Source organism: Shewanella sp. LZH-2 (assembly GCF_016859145.1).
GTDB classification, from domain to species: Bacteria; Pseudomonadota; Gammaproteobacteria; order Enterobacterales; family Shewanellaceae; genus Shewanella; species Shewanella xiamenensis.
The window spans coordinates 2,593,853-2,611,632 of record NZ_CP069350.1 but is presented as its reverse complement, the minus strand read 5'-3'; the positions used below and the strand labels follow the sequence as shown (position 1 = coordinate 2,611,632).

The 17,780-nt window shown below is 46.1% G+C and carries 11 protein-coding genes; 5 read left to right on the top strand and 6 right to left on the bottom strand.

What is annotated here, in order from left to right:
* Window positions 1-18 precede the first annotated feature (18 nt).
* Window positions 19-2,016 carry a glycoside hydrolase family 13 protein gene (locus JM642_RS11575; protein ID WP_203431841.1) on the bottom strand — a complete coding sequence of 666 codons (1,998 nt, stop codon included), beginning with the start codon at window positions 2,014-2,016 and terminating at the stop codon, window positions 19-21.
* A gap of 132 nt (window positions 2,017-2,148) precedes the next feature.
* Window positions 2,149-4,971: a TonB-dependent receptor gene (locus tag JM642_RS11570; RefSeq protein WP_099458213.1), complete on the bottom strand. Its 2,823-nt coding sequence runs from the start codon at window positions 4,969-4,971 to the stop codon at window positions 2,149-2,151.
* A gap of 497 nt (window positions 4,972-5,468) precedes the next feature.
* On the opposite strand from JM642_RS11570, the gene JM642_RS11565 reads away from it, so the two are divergent.
* The 4 genes from JM642_RS11565 to JM642_RS11550 all read left to right on the top strand — a co-directional run bounded on the left by JM642_RS11565 (window position 5,469) and on the right by JM642_RS11550 (window position 12,456).
* Window positions 5,469-7,091, top strand: a complete 1,623-nt coding sequence (locus JM642_RS11565; protein WP_203431840.1) for an alpha-glucosidase — start codon at window positions 5,469-5,471, stop codon at window positions 7,089-7,091.
* A 139-nt stretch (window positions 7,092-7,230) separates the two neighbouring features.
* The gene (locus tag JM642_RS11560; RefSeq protein ID WP_037418202.1) at window positions 7,231-8,499 is read left to right on the top strand and encodes a sugar MFS transporter; all 1,269 of its coding nucleotides are present in this window, start codon (window positions 7,231-7,233) and stop codon (window positions 8,497-8,499) included.
* A 152-nt stretch (window positions 8,500-8,651) separates the two neighbouring features.
* Window positions 8,652-9,866 (top strand): RsmB/NOP family class I SAM-dependent RNA methyltransferase, encoded by a 1,215-nt coding sequence (locus JM642_RS11555; protein ID WP_037418205.1) that lies wholly within the window; start codon window positions 8,652-8,654, stop codon window positions 9,864-9,866.
* Window positions 9,867-10,200: 334 nt separating this feature from the next.
* Entirely contained in the window at window positions 10,201-12,456 is a 2,256-nt protein-coding gene (locus JM642_RS11550) for an EAL domain-containing protein (protein WP_203433797.1), read from the top strand.
* Window positions 12,457-12,525: 69 nt separating this feature from the next.
* Here JM642_RS11550 and JM642_RS11545 read toward each other — a convergent pair whose 3' ends face one another.
* Both JM642_RS11545 and asnS read right to left on the bottom strand, forming a co-directional pair.
* On the bottom strand, window positions 12,526-13,536 hold the full coding sequence (locus JM642_RS11545; protein WP_172590121.1) for a D-alanine--D-alanine ligase: 1,011 nt from the start codon (window positions 13,534-13,536) through the stop codon (window positions 12,526-12,528).
* A 241-nt stretch (window positions 13,537-13,777) separates the two neighbouring features.
* Window positions 13,778-15,178, bottom strand: coding sequence for an asparagine--tRNA ligase (gene asnS, locus JM642_RS11540; protein WP_037418214.1), 1,401 nt, complete (start codon window positions 15,176-15,178; stop codon window positions 13,778-13,780).
* Window positions 15,179-15,373: 195 nt separating this feature from the next.
* On the opposite strand from asnS, the gene JM642_RS11535 reads away from it, so the two are divergent.
* Complete coding sequence (locus JM642_RS11535; protein ID WP_037418216.1) at window positions 15,374-15,709, top strand: hypothetical protein; 336 nt, start codon at window positions 15,374-15,376, stop codon at window positions 15,707-15,709.
* A 24-nt stretch (window positions 15,710-15,733) separates the two neighbouring features.
* Here JM642_RS11535 and JM642_RS11530 read toward each other — a convergent pair whose 3' ends face one another.
* Window positions 15,734-16,321, bottom strand: a complete 588-nt coding sequence (locus tag JM642_RS11530; protein ID WP_203431839.1) for a CoA pyrophosphatase — start codon at window positions 16,319-16,321, stop codon at window positions 15,734-15,736.
* 23 nt (window positions 16,322-16,344) lie between these two features.
* The gene (pabB, locus tag JM642_RS11525; protein ID WP_203431838.1) at window positions 16,345-17,748 is read right to left on the bottom strand and encodes an aminodeoxychorismate synthase component I; all 1,404 of its coding nucleotides are present in this window, start codon (window positions 17,746-17,748) and stop codon (window positions 16,345-16,347) included.
* Between the last annotated feature and the right edge of the window lie 32 nt (window positions 17,749-17,780).

The window sequence follows — 17,780 nt, the reverse complement described above, 5'->3', positions numbered from 1 at the left end:
TTTGCTATTGAGTATGGGTTATTGATGATTGAGTTCAAGCAGCATAACGCCAGCATTGGGCAGAACAAGTGATTGATTCAGCTTGAACTTATCCTCCGAGAAGACAGAAATAGCAGAGCTCTTACCCGCCAATACCTTGTTAAATCGGCTTAAATCCAGGGTTTGCGCTTGGTCATTCTTGTTGTAAATCACCATCACTTTATCTGCATCGGCTTGGTAGCAGGCATTGCCCGCGAGGGCATGTTTTGCAGCACACCGAAATTGCACATAAATGCCGTTTTGCGGCACAAAGTGCAGTAAATCGCCCGTTTGCAGCGCGGCTGAATGCTTACGGTAATTGAGTAGGGTGCGCACAAACGCAAGTGCTTGCTGCTGTTTTGCATTTAGCCCTTTACCGCTAAAACCGTTGACTTTGCTATTGGTAAAGCCACCCGGAAAATCACTACGTACTACACCGTCGTGGCGATCTTTGGTCGGGCTGGTCATCAATACTTCGGTACCGTAAAACAGCTGTGGAATGCGTTTGGCCGTTAACACATAGGTGAGGGCCATTTGATACAGCGGCAGGTTTTCTTTAAGCAGACTATAAATCCGATTTGTGTCGTGGTTACCTTCAAAGAGGACTAACTGGCTTGGGTTCGCATATACCACATCGTTAGCTAACATCTCGTAAAGCTTGATAAAACCAGTATCCCAGCCTTCTGGCTCGTTCAGGCTTTCAACCAGCTTTTCATAGAGCGGAAAATCCATCAGGCTCGGTAAATCTGAGGTATAGCCATCGGCATTGATTTTGCCTTTTTGCCAATAGGAGACGGTAATGGGATTGGCGGTCCACTCTTCACCGACAATATTAAAATGTGGGTACTCTGCCATTAATGCCTTAGTCCATTGGGTTAAAAAGGCTTTATCGGCGTAGGAGTAGGTGTCTTCACGAATGCCCGAAAGCCCCGCGTATTCCACCCACCAAATGCTGTTTTGAATAAGATAAGTGGCAAGCTTCGGGTTGCGCTGATTGAGATCGGGCATCGAATCGACAAACCAACCGTCGACAAAATCCTGTTTATCCTGCGTGTCGGCGTAGGGATCTTGCACTGTGGTGCGTCTATGGCTGGTAAAACTCGGACTGGTAAAGCTCGGGCTGGTAGAACTGGCCGCAGGAGACGTTGTGGCGTTTTTTGCATCGGGATGCTGCGGGTAATTGAGCCAGTCACTGCTCGGTAAATCCTTTAGCCACCAATGATTTGAGCCAATATGGTTAAGCACTACGTCTTTAATCACCCCTAGGCCACGTTGTTTGGCCTCAGTGACTAACCTTTGGTAATCCTGATTACTGCCAAAACGCGGGTCGAGCCGATAAAGATTGGTTATGGCGTAACCATGGTAGGAGTATTGGGCTTGGTTATTTTCAAGCAGTGGGTTGATCCACAGCTGAGTGACGCCCAATTTGACTAAGTAATCTAAGTGCTGGCGAATACCTTCGATATCGCCGCCATGGCGACCATCGGAATTTTCTGGCGCCGCATGCTCAAGCATATCGGCTTGATTATCATTGCTTGGGTCGCCATTGGCGAATCGGTCAGGGGTGATCAGGTAAATCACATCTTTATTGCTAAAGCCTTGGCGCTCACTGCTGCCATCAGCCCGTGCAGCTAAAGTGTAGGGCAGTTGGAAGAGCTGCTTGTCGCCAGCGAGAATGCGGATGTCAAAGGTCTGCGGTTTGGCTTGGCGCAAATCTAAATTGATAAACAAATAATGGGGATTATCCGTCTGCTCAATCCCTTCAAACACCACATCTTGGCCAGCTATCTCAACCTTAAGCAGCGTTGCATCCGCGGGCAGTGCATCGCTGTGGAGCATCAGTTGCAACTTAGGATTATGCATGCCCGCCCACCAAGAGAGCGGCTCAAGATGCAAAGATGCTGTACTGCTGACGGGGCTATGGCTGGCCTGTGCTAGAGCATATAAGGGAGAAGAGGCGGTTAACACAAGGGCGAAGAGTAGACTGTGACGTATCATACTATGGGCCTTTTATCGGGTGAGGTTTTAAGAGTGACTTTTGAAATGAATGTCGGCGTGTCATCTCACTTTTGTTATACATAAAAAATGAAAAGCCTGCTTCAGTGTGAAGCAGGCTTTTTTTACTCTGTCTTACAGAGAGTAGGTTAAACCAAGGAAATATTGTCTACCGAAGTATTGAATCGTCCCGGTTTGATGTTCTTCACCAAAATAGGTTTTGCTTGGTTCATCAGTAAGGTTATTGATTTGGAATAGGAATTTAAGGCCGTTATCCAGCGCGTAAGAGGCCTGATAATCCACAACTGTTTCCGCATCGAAGAATGCCAATTGAGATTCAACAGCAACTTGTTCTGAAACATAGCCACTACGATATCTCATGCTGACTCGAGTATCGAAGCCATCCAGGGTGTAGAATAATGTGGTGTTTAACACATCTTCTGAAAGTCCTGGCAATGGAATGGTCAGGTTTGAACCACTTAAGTCGGTGGTAAATTCCACTTCACTATCGGAGTAAGAGTAGCTACCCGTGAAGCCTAAGCCATCCAATGGTGATGGTAGGAAATCAAACACTTGGGTATAGCCTAACTCGATACCACGGATATAGCCGCCTTTATCGTTGTTGATGGCTGTTTGATATTGACCTTCATTTTTTACAACTGGGAATTCAACACCATTATCGATAATGGTATCAGGTACGATAAATCCATTCGCTTCAAAATCAAACGGTTGAATAGTGAAGTTGTTGATGAAAGATTTAATATCTTTATAGAACAAGGCTACAACGACCGCACCTTCAGATTCTTCAAAGTAGTGCTCGTAGGACAAGTCATATTGATCCGCATAGAAAGGATCTAATAACGGACTGGTGTTACCCCACGCATTGTACTTTTTATATCCTGGTGTTGCTGAATCGTCGTACCAAGAACCCATACCAGACTTTAACTTATCGATAGGTGGACGTGACATTACAGATGCCGCAGCAAAACGCAGTTGATCGTTTTCTGTCAGGTGGAAGGTTAAGTTTAATGATGGCAGGTAATCAGTATAAGTTTTGCCGACCTTGTTACGGATATAATCTGTGCTGACAACACCCAGTTCATCGGTAATGGCCTCACCTAAACCATAACCTACTTGCTGTAAGCCGGTACTGCTTTGATCGGTATTAACAACACGAACACCTACGTTACCAGTTACCTTAATATCAGCGATATCAAAGTCCAAGTTAGCTTGCACGTAGCCTGCCAATACATCTTCATTGACCGCGCCGCTTTGGATCATGGTCCAGTTATTTGACCAGTTAGCTGTTGGAGTAAAGGGTGATTGACCCGTTGCGGCTAACTGCGCATTGACCAGCTCGACAGCTTTGTTAAAGTCAATAGCGAGGAAACTTGGGTAACCTGAGAGTTCTCCTCCAAAATCAACCACTTTTGCCATATCGCCGTTGAGGCTAAGCACCGGTTGGTTGCTTGGGTTTTTACCAAATTCAAAGCCGTAGCCTGCTTGTGAGCGTTGAGCGTTAAACTCACGCTCAGCATAGCGCACACCAAAATCAACAGAAGACACAACGCCCATGTCTAAGACATAGTTAAAGTCGAGTTTGTAGGCAACCAGATCGTTTTGCTGATTATAAGGCCACATTCCCACTTCTTTTAAGCCCAAAGAGGCAGTATTGGTATAGTCGTTGGCAAAACTAATATCGGCAGGACTTAAACCATTAAGTTGGTATGTTATCGATTCTGCTGAGCGTACTTCATTACCAATGTCATCATACAACACGGCGCGGGTGCCGCCGTTAACGAATTCACCATCGGCTTTTGAATAGCTCACATCAGCTGCAACTGTCAGTGCGCCGCCGTTGTTCCATTCAACATTAAAAGAGCCAGAGGTCAGCTCTGAGTATTTGGAGTCATTATCGTTGATCACGAAAACCGCAAAGTTATCCGTGCCGTCGGTAGAGACGGTACCACCTGTCATAGAACCATTTTCGACAACGGCATCACTGATGGTGCCATTTTTCAATGATTTAACGCGGAAACCACGGGCAAAGTTTTCTGAGGTAAATTTAGAGTGGAACAGATCACCTTTCAGGCTCAGATTATCGGTCGGTTGCCAATGGATAGCAGCCATATAACCATCACGGGTATCGTCGCCGCCTTTTTGTTGTAGTTCAAAACCTTCGCTAATTGCTTCCTTGATACCATCAGCGTTAACGTCTTTTTTATCATCATTAAAACGTAAACCAATGAACTGACTCGCAACGTAAGGCTGATACAGGTGGGCATAACCCACTGCAACCCCTAAGGTGTCTTCGAGGAATTTACCTTGATAAGCAAGGCTTAACCGATTGCCGTATTGCTCTGCATCAGAGATTTCATCAGCACGATCGTTAAAACTGCCACGGGTGTTGATATTGAATGATTGGTCTTTGTCACTTTTAAGTGGGTCGGCAGTTTTTAATTCAACTGTACCAGCAACACCGCCTTCGATCAGCGAGGCTTTTGGAGATTTATAAACAGCCGCTTGACTGATTAATTCGGATGGATATTGGTCAAACTCAATGGCACGTTTACCGCCAGTGGTGACTTGTTCATGACCATTTAGAGTAGCAAACACGAAATCGCCATCGAGACCACGGATGTTCAGACCACTGGCTTGACCGCCAGTACGAACGGCGGTGACGCCTGGTAAACGGGTTAACGCATCGGCGATAGATTGGTCGGGCAGAGCGCCGAGATCATCGGCAGAGATAGATTCAGCGACGGTATCGCCAAAACGTTTATCATTGAGCGATTTGATTACACTGGTTCTGAAGCCTTTAACTTGGATTACTTCAATTTCTGCATCTTTTTTAGCTTTTACATCTTTATCTGTTACCGCATCTGCTGCGTAGGAGTGCATACTGGCGCCTGCAGCAACGAGTGCTAAGGTCAGCAAGCTGGGTTTAAATCGCATCATTTCTATCTTCCCCTTGAAGTCGCTTTTAACCGCTTATGTAGAGCGTTTTATCGTTATTACCGCATTGTATTTACGGCATTTTTTGGTATTTCGGCGCTTAATTGACTGCATAAGTGCTGCGTTTATGACCAAAATGTTATGCAACGGTGAAGATACTACTCCCGGTAATCTTGACGTAACAATATTGTGCATACGTATTCAATAGGCTGAAGACAGGATCAAAGTCGGATTTTGTATAAAAAATGTATTAGCTAAATCATAAATCGATATGCGTAACTCTATGTTAATAAAAATTAAATTCTTACCCGATTGAAGCTTAGTATCTCTTGTCTCCTTTGCATACGTATGCAGGTGTATTGAACCTTATTTCCTTCTTCACGTATGCTCGCTGTCACAAATACAAGCCGTAGCGCCTTTACTCCGCAGTAACATTACTGTAACTGCCTGTTAGTGAGTTTTTGGGTTAGCTCGCTGAAGAATAAGGATAAAGGGGCATTATGAGTGAGTTAACCTGGTGGCGTGGCGCCGTAATTTATCAAGTCTATCCACGCAGCCTTTTAGATACCAATGGTGATGGCGTAGGCGATCTTCGCGGGATCATCACTAAGTTGGATTATATTGCCAGCCTGAATGTGGATGCCATTTGGATTTCACCCTTCTTCAAATCCCCCATGGCTGACTTTGGTTACGATATCAGTGATTATCGCGAGGTCGATCCCTTATTCGGTTCGATGCAGGATTTCGATGAGCTGATTGAAAAAGCCCATCAACGCGGTATTAAAGTCATTATCGACCAAGTGTTAAGCCATACCTCGGATCAACATGCGTGGTTTATCGAGAGTCGTGAGAACCGTACCAATCCTAAGGCCGATTGGTATGTGTGGGCGGATCCGAAGGAAGATGGTACCGCACCCAATAATTGGTTAGCGATCTTTGGTGGTTGCGCTTGGGAGTGGGAACCGCGCAGGCAACAATATTATCTGCACAACTTTTTGCGCAGCCAACCCGACATAAACTTCCACAATCCTGAAGTTCGTCAAGCCGTGTTAGATAATGTGGAGTTTTGGCTGAAGAAGGGTGTCGATGGTTTCCGCTTAGATGCCATTACCTTCTGTTATCACGATGAGCAGCTTCGAGATAATCCGGCAAAACCCAAGGATAAACGCCAAGGGCGGGGATTTAGTGAAGATAATCCCTATGCCTATCAGTACCATTATTACAATAACGATCGCCCACAAACGATTCAGTTTATTGAAGAATTACGCCAACTTATCAATCGTTATCCAGGCGCTGTGACCTTAGGTGAAGTTTCTGCTGAAGACTCACTCGCTGTAATGGCTGCCTATACCAAGGGCGAAGATCGGTTACACATGGCTTACAGTTTTGAGTTGCTGACCGATGACTACAGTGCCACTTATATTCGCCAAACGGTAGAAGCGCTGGAAGGCAGTATTGGCGATGGCTGGCCCTGCTGGGCAATCGGTAACCATGATGTGCAGCGGGTAGCGAGCCGTTGGGGGCGCGGTAAGCAAATACCCGATATGGTGAAAATGCTTAATGCGATGCTTTGTTCGCTGCGTGGCAGTGTCTGTAGTTATCAAGGGGAAGAGCTTGGCTTAACCGAAGCACCAATTGAATTCCACGAGTTACAAGACCCTTTCGGCAAAACCTTCTGGCCGATGTTTAAGGGGCGAGATGGTTGCCGTACTCCCATGCCATGGGAGCAACATGCAGATTTTGCAGGCTTTAGCCAAGTAACCCCTTGGTTACCTGTGACGAGCGAGCATCGAGCTCTGGCAGTTGATGTACAAGAAGCAGACCCCGCATCTATGTTACATGGTTATCGTCAGTTCCTTGCATGGCGCAAAGGTTATCCTATTTTGATTGAAGGGGAGATAGCCTTTCTCGATGCGCCAGAGCCGTTATTGGTGTTTGTGCGTAAACTTGGGGAACAGAAGCTATTGGTTTGCTTCAACCTATTAGACACTGAGACTCAGTTGTCGCTAGCAGGGCTTAAGTTACAGCAAGAATTAACTGGACATGGTTTAAAAACCGCACACTTGCAGGGTGATAACTTGATATTTTCAGCCTATGCCAGCTTCTATGCACTATTGGTCTAGTTGGTTGTATAAGTTAGCGGTCTTCCAGCTATGGCCTCAAACAAGCAGTGACAACTCGATTGTTACTGCTTGTTGTTTTACGTAAACGCCTAAGGGACATACCCTTTAGATAATAAAAACATGATTAGAGAGCACAACTATGGCGTCATCTATTAACACCAGCAGCCACACGACCAGCGTCAGCGGATCGGATAATGGCAACTACCGTTTTGCGCTAGTATCACTGACTTCACTGTTTTTTATGTGGGGATTTATCACTTGTTTAAACGATATTCTGATCCCCCACCTAAAAGCTGTTTTTTCACTCAATTACACCCAAGCGATGTTGATCCAGTTTTGTTTCTTTGGGGCTTATTTCTTGGTGTCTATTCCAGCTGGCCAACTTGTTAAACGACTTGGCTACCAAAAAGGGATTGTCACAGGCTTAGTGATTGCCAGTATCGGCTGTGGCTTGTTTTATCCTGCCGCATCCCTTGCAACCTACGGTTTATTTCTCGGCGCACTTTTTGTGCTTGCCTCAGGCATCACCATTTTACAGGTGGCGGCCAACCCCTATGTCAACGCCCTTGGTAGCGCAGAAACTGCATCGAGCCGTTTAAACCTGACACAAGCTTTTAACTCACTCGGCACCACAGTTGCGCCGTTTTTTGGGTCTATTTTGATTTTATCGGTGGCGGCAACGGCGTCTTCTGAATTAGCGCAAGCCAATGCCGAGGCTGAAGTCGTTAAACTGCCTTACTTGTTGCTCGCCGCAGCTCTTGCCGTACTTGCCATCATTTTTGCTAAGTTAGATTTGCCAGTGATCCGTGAACATACTGAAACAACTGGTGGGGTTCAAACCCATTTAGGTAAAACCAGCGCACTACAAAGCACGCATTTAGTGCTGGGCGCAGTGGGGATTTTTGTCTATGTGGGCGCAGAGGTTTCTATCGGTAGCTTCTTAGTCAACTTCCTTGGTGAATCACACATAGTCGGTATGCCAGAAGAACAAGCGGCCCATTACATCGCCTATTACTGGGGCGGCGCGATGGTCGGACGTTTTATCGGCTCGGCTGTGATGCAAAAAATCCCCGCAGGCACAGTGCTTGCCTTCAATGCCTTTATGGCGGCATTGTTAGTGTTGGTGGCCATGACAACCAGTGGCAGCATTGCCATGTGGGCGATTTTGGGCGTGGGATTATTTAACTCAATCATGTTTCCGACCATTTTCAGCTTAGCACTGCGAGATTTAGGTCCCCATACTTCTCAGGGCAGCGGTATCCTCTGTTTGGCCATTGTGGGCGGTGCGATTGTACCATTATTGCAGGGCGTGTTAGCCGATAACTTAGGCATCCAACTGGCATTTATTCTGCCTGTGGTGTGCTACGGTTTTATTCTATTCTATGGTGCTCGGGGCTCTAAAATGTAAGAGCATTTGAGTGTTTTATGAAAGCGATCCCTGTGGATCGCTTTTTTATTGGGCTTTTGCGGTGCTTAATAGCAACTGATCATCTGTTTACTTGCGTATTCGTGCCTGACCTCCTATGATCCCTCGGTTTTATTACTCACGGTGACCTGTAAATGTTGAATTCTCCGCTTTCTGCCAGCTCGAATGAATTAGTGATCAATATCTTAGCTATGGTGCTAAGCGAAGGAAAACCCTTAGACCGGGCTTATTCTCAGCATTTTTCAGGATTAAAGTTAGTACCCGCCGAGCAGGCGCGGATCGCGACTGTAACGGGCGATATTCTACGCCGCTTAAATCTTTACTGTTTCTTAGCCGACATCAAGCCGGAAGAAATGGCGCGTTTAGGCTCAAAGCTACTTAATGTATGGCACTTATTTCACGCGCTGGAACTGCCTAAAATGCAGTACTCACTGCCAGTGGATACTGATGATTTAGCCGCGCGTATTGAACAGGCTAAAACTAACCCCGTACTTTGGGACGGTTGCCCGGAATGGTTAGATACCATGGGACATGAGCAGTTGGGGGCTTCGTGGGAAAAAGAGCGCGCGGCCTTAAGCACGCCACCTAAACGTTTCCTGCGGGTTAATGGTTTAAAAGTCACCCGTGATGAATTAACGCAAAAATTAGCGGCCGAATTTGTCTCAACTCAAGCGGTCGAAAGCGTTGATTCTGCCCTTGAAGTGACATCGGATTCGGCACTGTTTCGTACCAATAGCTTTAAAGATGGCTTATTTGAGCAGCAAGATGCGGGCTCACAACGGGTAGCCGCAGCGCTCGATGCCAAACCGGGTATGCGAGTGATTGATGCCTGCGCCGGTGCTGGCGGAAAAACCTTGCATATTGCTGCACAAATGCAAGGTAAAGGGCGTTTGTTAGCGATGGATGTGGAGCAATGGAAACTCGACAATCTGAAAGAGCGCGCCCGTCGTAATGGTGCCCACAATATCGAAACACGGTTAATTGTCGGTTCTAAAACCATTAAACGCTTAAAACTTAGCGCCGATCGCGTCCTGCTCGATGTGCCCTGTTCTGGCCTTGGGGTATTAAAGCGTAATCCCGACGCCAAATGGCGTGATACCGCTGAACGTTTACCTGTGTTGATGGAACTGCAAAAGCATATTCTCAGTAGTTACAGTCGCATGGTGAAGGTCGGTGGCATTGTGGTGTACGCGACTTGCTCGATTTTCCCCTGCGAAAACCGCGGTCAAGTGGATGCCTTTTTAGCTGAAAATCCCAATTTCCGTTTACTCGAGGATGAAACGATCAGTCCAGCCGATACTGGTTTTGATGGTTTTTATCTCGCAAAGCTTGAACGCATTCAAGAATAAACCGCAGTATATTCGCCTAATTTCCTAGAGGGTTGACGCTTCGAGATTACATGAAGTGTGCCCTTGCTAGAGCATGCTCGCGAAATGCGCTGTGATGTATGGTTGTTCTTATGGGAGGTCGAGTGGTTTTAAAAGACTTTTAGTGTAGGGACTTGCAACCCAATTGCGGCAAAAATAACCCTTTAACGTCAATATTCCTTAGACTAAAGCAACCTTTGGTTACACATCGAAAGGTTGCTTTAGCTTGTTTATACTCCTAAAATTCACTTCTAATTTACAAAGGTTAATCACCTTAGTAATGTCGTTAACTTACACGCTAACTGACAAGGGTACTATGGACGAAGGAATGCAGGTTGTAGGTGCGGTTGGTAAGTTAAGTGTCCCGTTTAATCAAAACGTTAGCCTCGAGTGTTACAACGGTATTCTTTCAATGCTGCTCAATGGTGCGCCATTGGCAGAAATTCTCCATGCCTTAGTGTTAAAAATTGAAGATCAACGCCTTGGTACCCACGCCTCGGTCTTATTGCTCAGTGAGGACGGTAAAAGAGTGCTCATGGGGGCCGCACCCCATTTACCTGATAGTTATAATCAAGCTATCCATGGCGTCGAAATTGGCCCTGAGGCTGGTTCCTGTGGTACAGCGGCCTATACGGGGGAAAGGGTGATTGTTGAGGATATCGAACATCATCCTTATTGGGCCTTGTATAAATCCTATGCACTTGTTCATGGATTAAGAGCTTGTTGGTCTGAACCTATTAAAGATTCTCAAGGTAAGGTGCTTGGCACCTTTGCAATGTATTACAAAGTCATTAAATCCCCAACGGCTGCGGATTTAACCTTAATCGCTGAGGCAGCAAGATTAGCGAGTTTAGCGATAGAACGTAGTCGATCGCTGGAGTTTCAGCGTCTTGCAGTGAAAATATTTGATCGTTTACCCCTAGCACTGGTGATCACTAATGAAAAGCATTCGGTACTTTATGCCAACGATGCTTTTAAACTGATGGTTTGGCCACAGCCTGAGCCTATTTTAGATTTTAATCCTGAGCTGTTTTTCTCTCCCTCTGAGCCCCATGAAATTGCTTCCCTCTTTAACCATCTCTCTGAGGGGAAGATGTGGCAGGGTGAACTGGTCGGTCTGCGGAATAATGGTGAAACCTTTTACCTCGATTTAACCGTAACGGTTTTTCGTGAACCCCATAGTACAGATAATGGGTTTGCGTGGTTATTTTCTGACGTCAGTGAGCGTAAAAAAGCGGCTCAGTTAATCAAATATCAAGCGAATAATGATTCCCTGACGGGACTTGCTAACCGTAATGCCTTGTTTAGACAAATCCAAGAGCTTATTTGTGCCGATAGCCTAACGCCTGGCTTTAGCTTTATGTTGATGGATTTGGATAACTTTAAACAAGTAAACGATACCTACGGTCACGACAAAGGCGATGTCCTCTTAGTGCAGATGGTGGAACAGGTTAAAACTTGTTTGAACGAGCAGGCGGTGTTTGCACGCTTAGGTGGTGATGAGTTCGCCATCCTACTGCCAGGGGTTGTGACTCAAAGAGAACTGTCGCAACTCGCTGACAAGATCAATAAGCAGGTTTATCGACGTTATGAATTATCCCTCGATAAAGGCGTTTATAGCTCAGTGAGTATTGGTATTGCGCGATTCCCTGAAGATGCCCTCGATTTAGAGCAACTGTTAAACTGCGCTGACCAAGCGATGTATATCTCTAAGGCGAATGGCCGTAATAGATATCATTTTTTTACCGAACAAATGCAACAAAATGCAGAGCGTATTGCTAATTTACACACGCTACTTAAGCAAGCATTAGAGCAAAAAGCTTTCGAGTTGTACTTTCAACCGATAGTCGATGCGACAACGGGGCTCATTGTGCGTGCTGAGGTGCTACTGCGCTGGCAGCATGAAGGACAGTTTATTTCCCCCGATGAGTTTATCCCCATTGCTGAAAACAGTGGTTTAATTGTCAATATTGGCCGTTGTGTGCGCCAAGCTGTGATGCAAACCATTATTGAAATGCAAGCGCTCGGTTGGCCGATGAGTTTAGCGATTAACGTGTCGACCTTTGAATTTTGGTCTCATGAGTTGCAGGATGAGTTTTGTGATTCGTTCGCCGATATTATTGAAGGTTTAGGGATAGAGGATTTTCCCTATGAGTTGATCACCTTGGAGATCACCGAATCCCTGTTAATGAAAAAACATACTCATTTAATTCAAGTGCTTAATGAGTTACGTGGTCGAGGTATTAACATTTCCCTCGATGATTTTGGCACGGGTTATTCTTCGTTGTCTTATTTAGCGAATTTCCCTATTGATCAAATTAAGATCGACAAGAGCTTTATTGACAGGCTCTCGGAAGGTGAGCGACATCTTGCCTTGATTGAAGCGATAGTACGCTTAAGTCATGCACTTAATCTGCGAGTCACGGCGGAAGGGGTTGAAACTCAAGAACAGCTTAAGGTAATGATGGATAACCATATTCAAGAAATTCAGGGTTATCTATTTTATAAACCCATGCCCAAGGCTGCGTTTTTTGAATTACTGGCGAAACAAGAGGCCATGTCGCCGCGTTGATCATCATCGCTATGCATCATCTCAAACAATAAGAGCGCCATTGGCGCTCTTATTGTTTGATTAAGGTGGTTACTTTACCGCTAACTGACTGTTAATCACTAAACTTAAGTATTGGGTGAAATCATGCCCATGATTTTGCAGCATCTTAGGGAACATCGAAATGGGCGTCGAACCAGGGAAGGTATTGATTTCGTTCAGCAGGATTTCATTGTCCGCGGTTAAGAAAAAGTCGATACGGGACAGGTGACGTAACTTCATGCCTTTAAAGGCTTTAATCGCATAGGCTCGGATCTGATCGCTGATTTCAGTCGGTACATTTTGCGCGACGACATCGGTTCGCGCCTTACTGTTTTTCGCGTACTTTTCATCGAAGGTGTAGAAGGTATTGCTATCGCAGATGATTTCACCGGGTAGGGTGGCGATCACTTCACCTTGATATTCGTAAACTGCGACTTCAAGTTCACGGGCTTTAATGGTTTTTTCAACAATCACGTAGGGCGCATAACCAAAGGCATCTTTGAGTACTTGGCTCACTTTGCTAGCCTCATCCACCTTATAGCAACCGACCGATGAGCCTTGAGACGCAGCCTTGACGAAAATTGACCCCCAATTTTCAAGTGCAGCTTGAGTTTGAGCAATGGCTTCATCATCGTATTGATTTAAAAAGATATAAGGTGTGTTGGGAATGCCTAAGGCGCTGAACCACATTTTGGCGGTGATCTTATTAAAGCAGTTACTGCTCGCTTCGGATTCGCATCCAAAGTAGGGCAGTTGGATAAGATTAAAGTAAGACTGAATGTCGCCTGTCTCACCTGGGTAACCGTGAATACAAGGGATCACATAATCCACGGGCCAAGGGGCTTTGCTCTCGTCACGAAAGCGGATCTCACGGTTATTGGTCAGCTCGCAGTCATCGCCTGCGGCGGTTTGGTATTGGCCAAATTTATCCAGTACTACACGTAGTACATTGAACTGTTCTGATTTTGCTAACGAGGTTTCAAAATAATTAGCCGACAGTAGGGAAATATCGTGTTCCGCACTTCCACCGCCGCACAGCAAAAGTAAATTGATCTTTGACATTATGATTCCTCGATTGAGCAAAATGCTGTTGAGTTGCTTCGTGCAACTACGCCACTAACATGCAACTGGGCTAAAAAATAACGACACTGTATTAGCCGCTGCCATCTTAGATTTCTTCGCCCCTAAAGCGCAAGGACTCTGGCTAAGCTGTTTGATTGAGTGATGAATTTTAGCGCAGTTTGACAGCAATAAAAAAACGCGCTGTTAGCGCGTTTTAAGGACAACTTTCTAAGAAACGATATTAGAAGTTCGCGGTACGTGGTGCACGTGGGAATGGGATCACGTCACGGATGTTCGATACGCCAGTGACGTAAGACACTAAACGCTCAAAGCCTAGACCAAAACCTGCGTGTGGCACTGTGCCATAACGACGAAGATCGCGGTACCACCAGTAATCCTCTTTGTTCAGATCCATTTCCTCTAAACGCATATCCAGCACATCTAAACGCTCTTCACGTTGTGAACCACCGATGATTTCACCGATGCCAGGGGCTAACACGTCCATCGCGGCAACGGTTTTACCGTCTTCGTTAAGGCGCATGTAGAAGGCTTTGATATCTTTTGGATAGTTCTTCACAACCACTGGGGCTTTAAAGTGCTCTTCGGCCAGATAACGCTCGTGCTCAGAGGATAAGTCGATACCCCAAGACACTGGGAATTCGAACTCACGGCCACATTTTTGCAGAATATCTACTGCATCGGTGTAGTCCACTTGGGCGAAATCGCTCGAGACGAAGGATTGCAGACGCTCAATTACGGTTTTATCCACGTGTTGGGCGAAGAATTGTAAATCGTCCATACGCTCAGCTAATACCGCGTTGAAGGCGTATTTCAGCATGCCTTCAGCGAGACTGGCGATATCGCTTAAGGTGGCAAAGGCCACTTCTGGCTCAACCATCCAGAATTCCGCTAAGTGACGGCTAGTGTTTGAGTTTTCAGCACGGAAAGTCGGGCCAAAGGTATAAATTTTTGACAGGGCGCAGGCGTAGGTTTCGCCGTTTAATTGGCCCGATACGGTTAAGAAAGCCTCTTTACCGAAGAAATCTTTGTCGTAGTCTACTTTGCCATCACTGGTGCGTGGCAGGTTTTCCATATCCAGTGTGGATACACGGAACATTTCACCCGCGCCTTCACAGTCAGATGCGGTGATCAGCGGTGTAGATACCCACACGAAGCCATTTTCGTGGTAGAAACGGTGAATGGCTTGAGATAAACAGTTACGTACGCGAGCAACGGCACCAATGATGTTGGTACGTGGGCGTAAGTGCGCCAATTCGCGTAAATGCTCAATAGAATGACGTTTAGCCGCCATTGGATAAGTGTCTGGATCTTCAACCCAGCCAGTCACTTCAACTTGAGTCACTTGCAGCTCATAGGCTTGGCCCGCGCCTGGCGATTCAACAATCTCACCGGTTACGATCACCGAGCAGCCAGCGGTTAGCTTTAACACTTCGTTGTCGTAATTTTCTAAGCTATTTGGCACGACACCTTGAATAGGATTGAAGCAGGAGCCGTCATAGACTGCCAAAAAAGAGATGCCAGCTTTAGAGTCACGACGAGTTCTTACCCATCCACGTACGGTGACTGTAGAACCGACTGCGTGCTCACCTTTAAATACAGAAGCGACTGATGCAATACTCATTGTTGCTTAGTTCTCCAACGAAACGTTTTATATGAAAATTTTGGAGGTTTATATTACCTTGCTGGTGGCTTTTCTCAAGCTGAAAAAGGTATCCTGAGGTGAATATTACCGCTATTAAGCAATATATACCCAATCAACCACAATCCGACATCTTTAGATTGTTTGGTTATCGTGCGTTAAACGTTTGGAGGCGATATGAGAAAAGTTAAAATATTCCAGCTCATCCTCGCGACATTATCTATTTTGGGTTGGACATTGGCGGTGTACGCGCTGATGGTGTTTGGCGAGGCTCGCCCCGAACGAGAGGTCGGGTCCTACTTGAGTCGCGGTGAAACCTTCAGGCACTATTGGGACCCAAGCGAAACCGAATTACTGCAATATATCATCTGGGGCTGTGGTGCGATCAGTCTGATAAGTCTGGCGTTTAACTACTATGTTGCCCACCACAGTAAACTGGGTTATTGGTTTAATATTCCCTTGCTGCTGTTAACGTCGTTAGTGGCGGGCTTATATGTACATTTTGTGATTTAAATTATCCAAAAGAGCAATGCGACTTTACAGCATCTCCTCGGGCAGACTCACATGCCGACAGAGGTGATCGATGATCGCCGCTGTCGCTCCCCAGATAAAACGCTGTTGATACGGGATAAAGTGTACGCTGTAATAACGGCCTTTGCGTAAGAATGCGTTACGATGCCGATGGCTTGGTTCGATAAAAAAACTTAAAGGCACTGTAAAACAATCGGCAACCTCGCCTGGATCGAGCCTTAAGGTAAAATCTTGCTTGATGATCCCGACCACTGGGGTAATTTCAAACCCAGTAAAGGTATTGTGGGCAGGGAAAGTACCTATCACATCCACATTTTCTCGGCAAAGACCAATTTCCTCTTCGGCTTCTCGTAATGCCGCCATAATCGCACTTGGATCACTGGGTTCAATCTTTCCTCCCGGAAAACTGATTTGCCCTGGGTGCGCCCGAAGATGCATGGGTCTTTGGGTTAAAATCAGATTGAGCTCGCCTTGGATTTCCTGCAAGGGAATTAACACCGCCGCTTTTCGCAGTCCTTGGTGAGGGAGCGCCGCCGGATCTTGCTTAGCTAATGGGTGTAGATTGAATCTGAGTCTAAATTCCGCTTGTTCCATAGGTTTCCCACCATTCCTGTCGATTATTGAGGGCTATCTAACAAGGGTAAGATTCGACTGACTTTATCGAAGCTTTCTTGATATTCGGCATCGACATTGGAGTCGGCGACGATCCCTCCGCCAGCCCAACAATAGAGCTTGCCGCGCTCGGCAACAATAGTGCGGATGGTAATGCTCGTATCCATTTGCCCATCTTGGCTGATATAGCCTATTGAACCACAATACAGACTGCGGCGTGAGGGTTCCAGTTCTTCAATAATTTCCATGGCGCGAATTTTAGGGGCGCCAGTAATTGAACCGCCGGGAAAGGCTGCCCGCAGTAAGTCACTGGCGTGGTATTGTGGATCGAGTTTAGCGGTGACGGTACTCACTAAATGGTGCACAGCCGGAAAACTTTCTATGGCAAATAAGTGTGGTACTTGCACTGACCCGGGCGCCGCTACTTTGCCGATATCATTACGTAGCAAATCCACAATCATCACGTTTTCGGCGCGATCTTTAGGGGAATTGGCGAGTGTTTGTGCCACCTGTTTATCCCGCTCTGGATCGGCATGACGTGGCAAGGTGCCTTTAATCGGTTTGGTTTGAATATCATCCCCGCGCAGCTGAATAAAACGCTCAGGCGAAATCGATAAAATCGCGTTGGCCTCAAGCCGCATAAATGCAGAGAAGGGCGCCTGATTGGCACTGCGCAGTTTGCAGTAGGCGAGCCATTCATCGCCTTGATACTCAGCTTCAAATCGCTGAGTTAAATTAATTTGATAGCAATCACCGCTTTGTAGATATGCTTGTACTTGATTAAATTTTGAGGTGTACTGGGCTTTGGTGAGTTGCGCCGACCAAGGGCTTGTGAGACTAAACTCAGCCTGTTTTGTGGTGTTGGCTATTTTTGCTTCAATTATGTTCAATTGAGTATCGAGCGCTGCATCGCCTAAATAGTGCACCATAAACCAGCTTTGCTGCTGATAGTCAAAAATCAATGCCCAGTCGTAAAAGCCAATATTCATCTCGCCGAGGTGAATATCCTTAGCCGCTGTGCTGGGTAACTGTTCAATTCGGCGGCCTAAATCATAACTAAAACTGCCCATAGCGCCGCCACTAAAGGGCAAATTGCAGCTAAAGGATTGTGGATACCAATGGCGCAATAGTTGATTGACCAGCGTAAAGGGATCATCAGTTGCACTCATTTGGGTGGGTATGGTTAATTCGGGCAACTGAATTAGGATATCGGTCAGTTCACCATGGGTGATCAGGGTGGCAATAGGATTTGCGCAAATAATATCGAATTTAGCGTCCTGATGGGGCGCATTGGCGGAGTCGAGCACGATGGCCCAAGGCTCGGCTGCAAAGTGTTCGAAGATTGCTGCTGTGCTGAATGTCCAGTCAAGTTGGCGTACTGCCAGCGGTAATGCCGCCCTATTTGCCATCTATTAACCCTATCTAAAAATGTGATGTAGCC

What these genes read in the sequence shown, in the direction of transcription:
- JM642_RS11530 (WP_203431839.1), bottom strand. Translation starts at nt 16,321, where the DNA reads ATGGAACAAGCGGAATTTAGACTCAGATTCAATCTACACCCATTAGCT.
- JM642_RS11545 (WP_172590121.1), bottom strand. Translation starts at nt 13,536, where the DNA reads ATGTCAAAGATCAATTTACTTTTGCTGTGCGGCGGTGGAAGTGCGGAA.
- JM642_RS11555 (WP_037418205.1), top strand. Translation starts at nt 8,652, where the DNA reads ATGTTGAATTCTCCGCTTTCTGCCAGCTCGAATGAATTAGTGATCAAT.
- JM642_RS11535 (WP_037418216.1), top strand. Translation starts at nt 15,374, where the DNA reads ATGAGAAAAGTTAAAATATTCCAGCTCATCCTCGCGACATTATCTATT.
- JM642_RS11560 (WP_037418202.1), top strand. Translation starts at nt 7,231, where the DNA reads ATGGCGTCATCTATTAACACCAGCAGCCACACGACCAGCGTCAGCGGA.
- asnS (WP_037418214.1), bottom strand. Translation starts at nt 15,178, where the DNA reads ATGAGTATTGCATCAGTCGCTTCTGTATTTAAAGGTGAGCACGCAGTC.
- JM642_RS11565 (WP_203431840.1), top strand. Translation starts at nt 5,469, where the DNA reads ATGAGTGAGTTAACCTGGTGGCGTGGCGCCGTAATTTATCAAGTCTAT.
- pabB (WP_203431838.1), bottom strand. Translation starts at nt 17,748, where the DNA reads ATGGCAAATAGGGCGGCATTACCGCTGGCAGTACGCCAACTTGACTGG.
- JM642_RS11550 (WP_203433797.1), top strand. Translation starts at nt 10,201, where the DNA reads ATGGACGAAGGAATGCAGGTTGTAGGTGCGGTTGGTAAGTTAAGTGTC.
- JM642_RS11575 (WP_203431841.1), bottom strand. Translation starts at nt 2,016, where the DNA reads ATGATACGTCACAGTCTACTCTTCGCCCTTGTGTTAACCGCCTCTTCT.
- JM642_RS11570 (WP_099458213.1), bottom strand. Translation starts at nt 4,971, where the DNA reads ATGATGCGATTTAAACCCAGCTTGCTGACCTTAGCACTCGTTGCTGCA.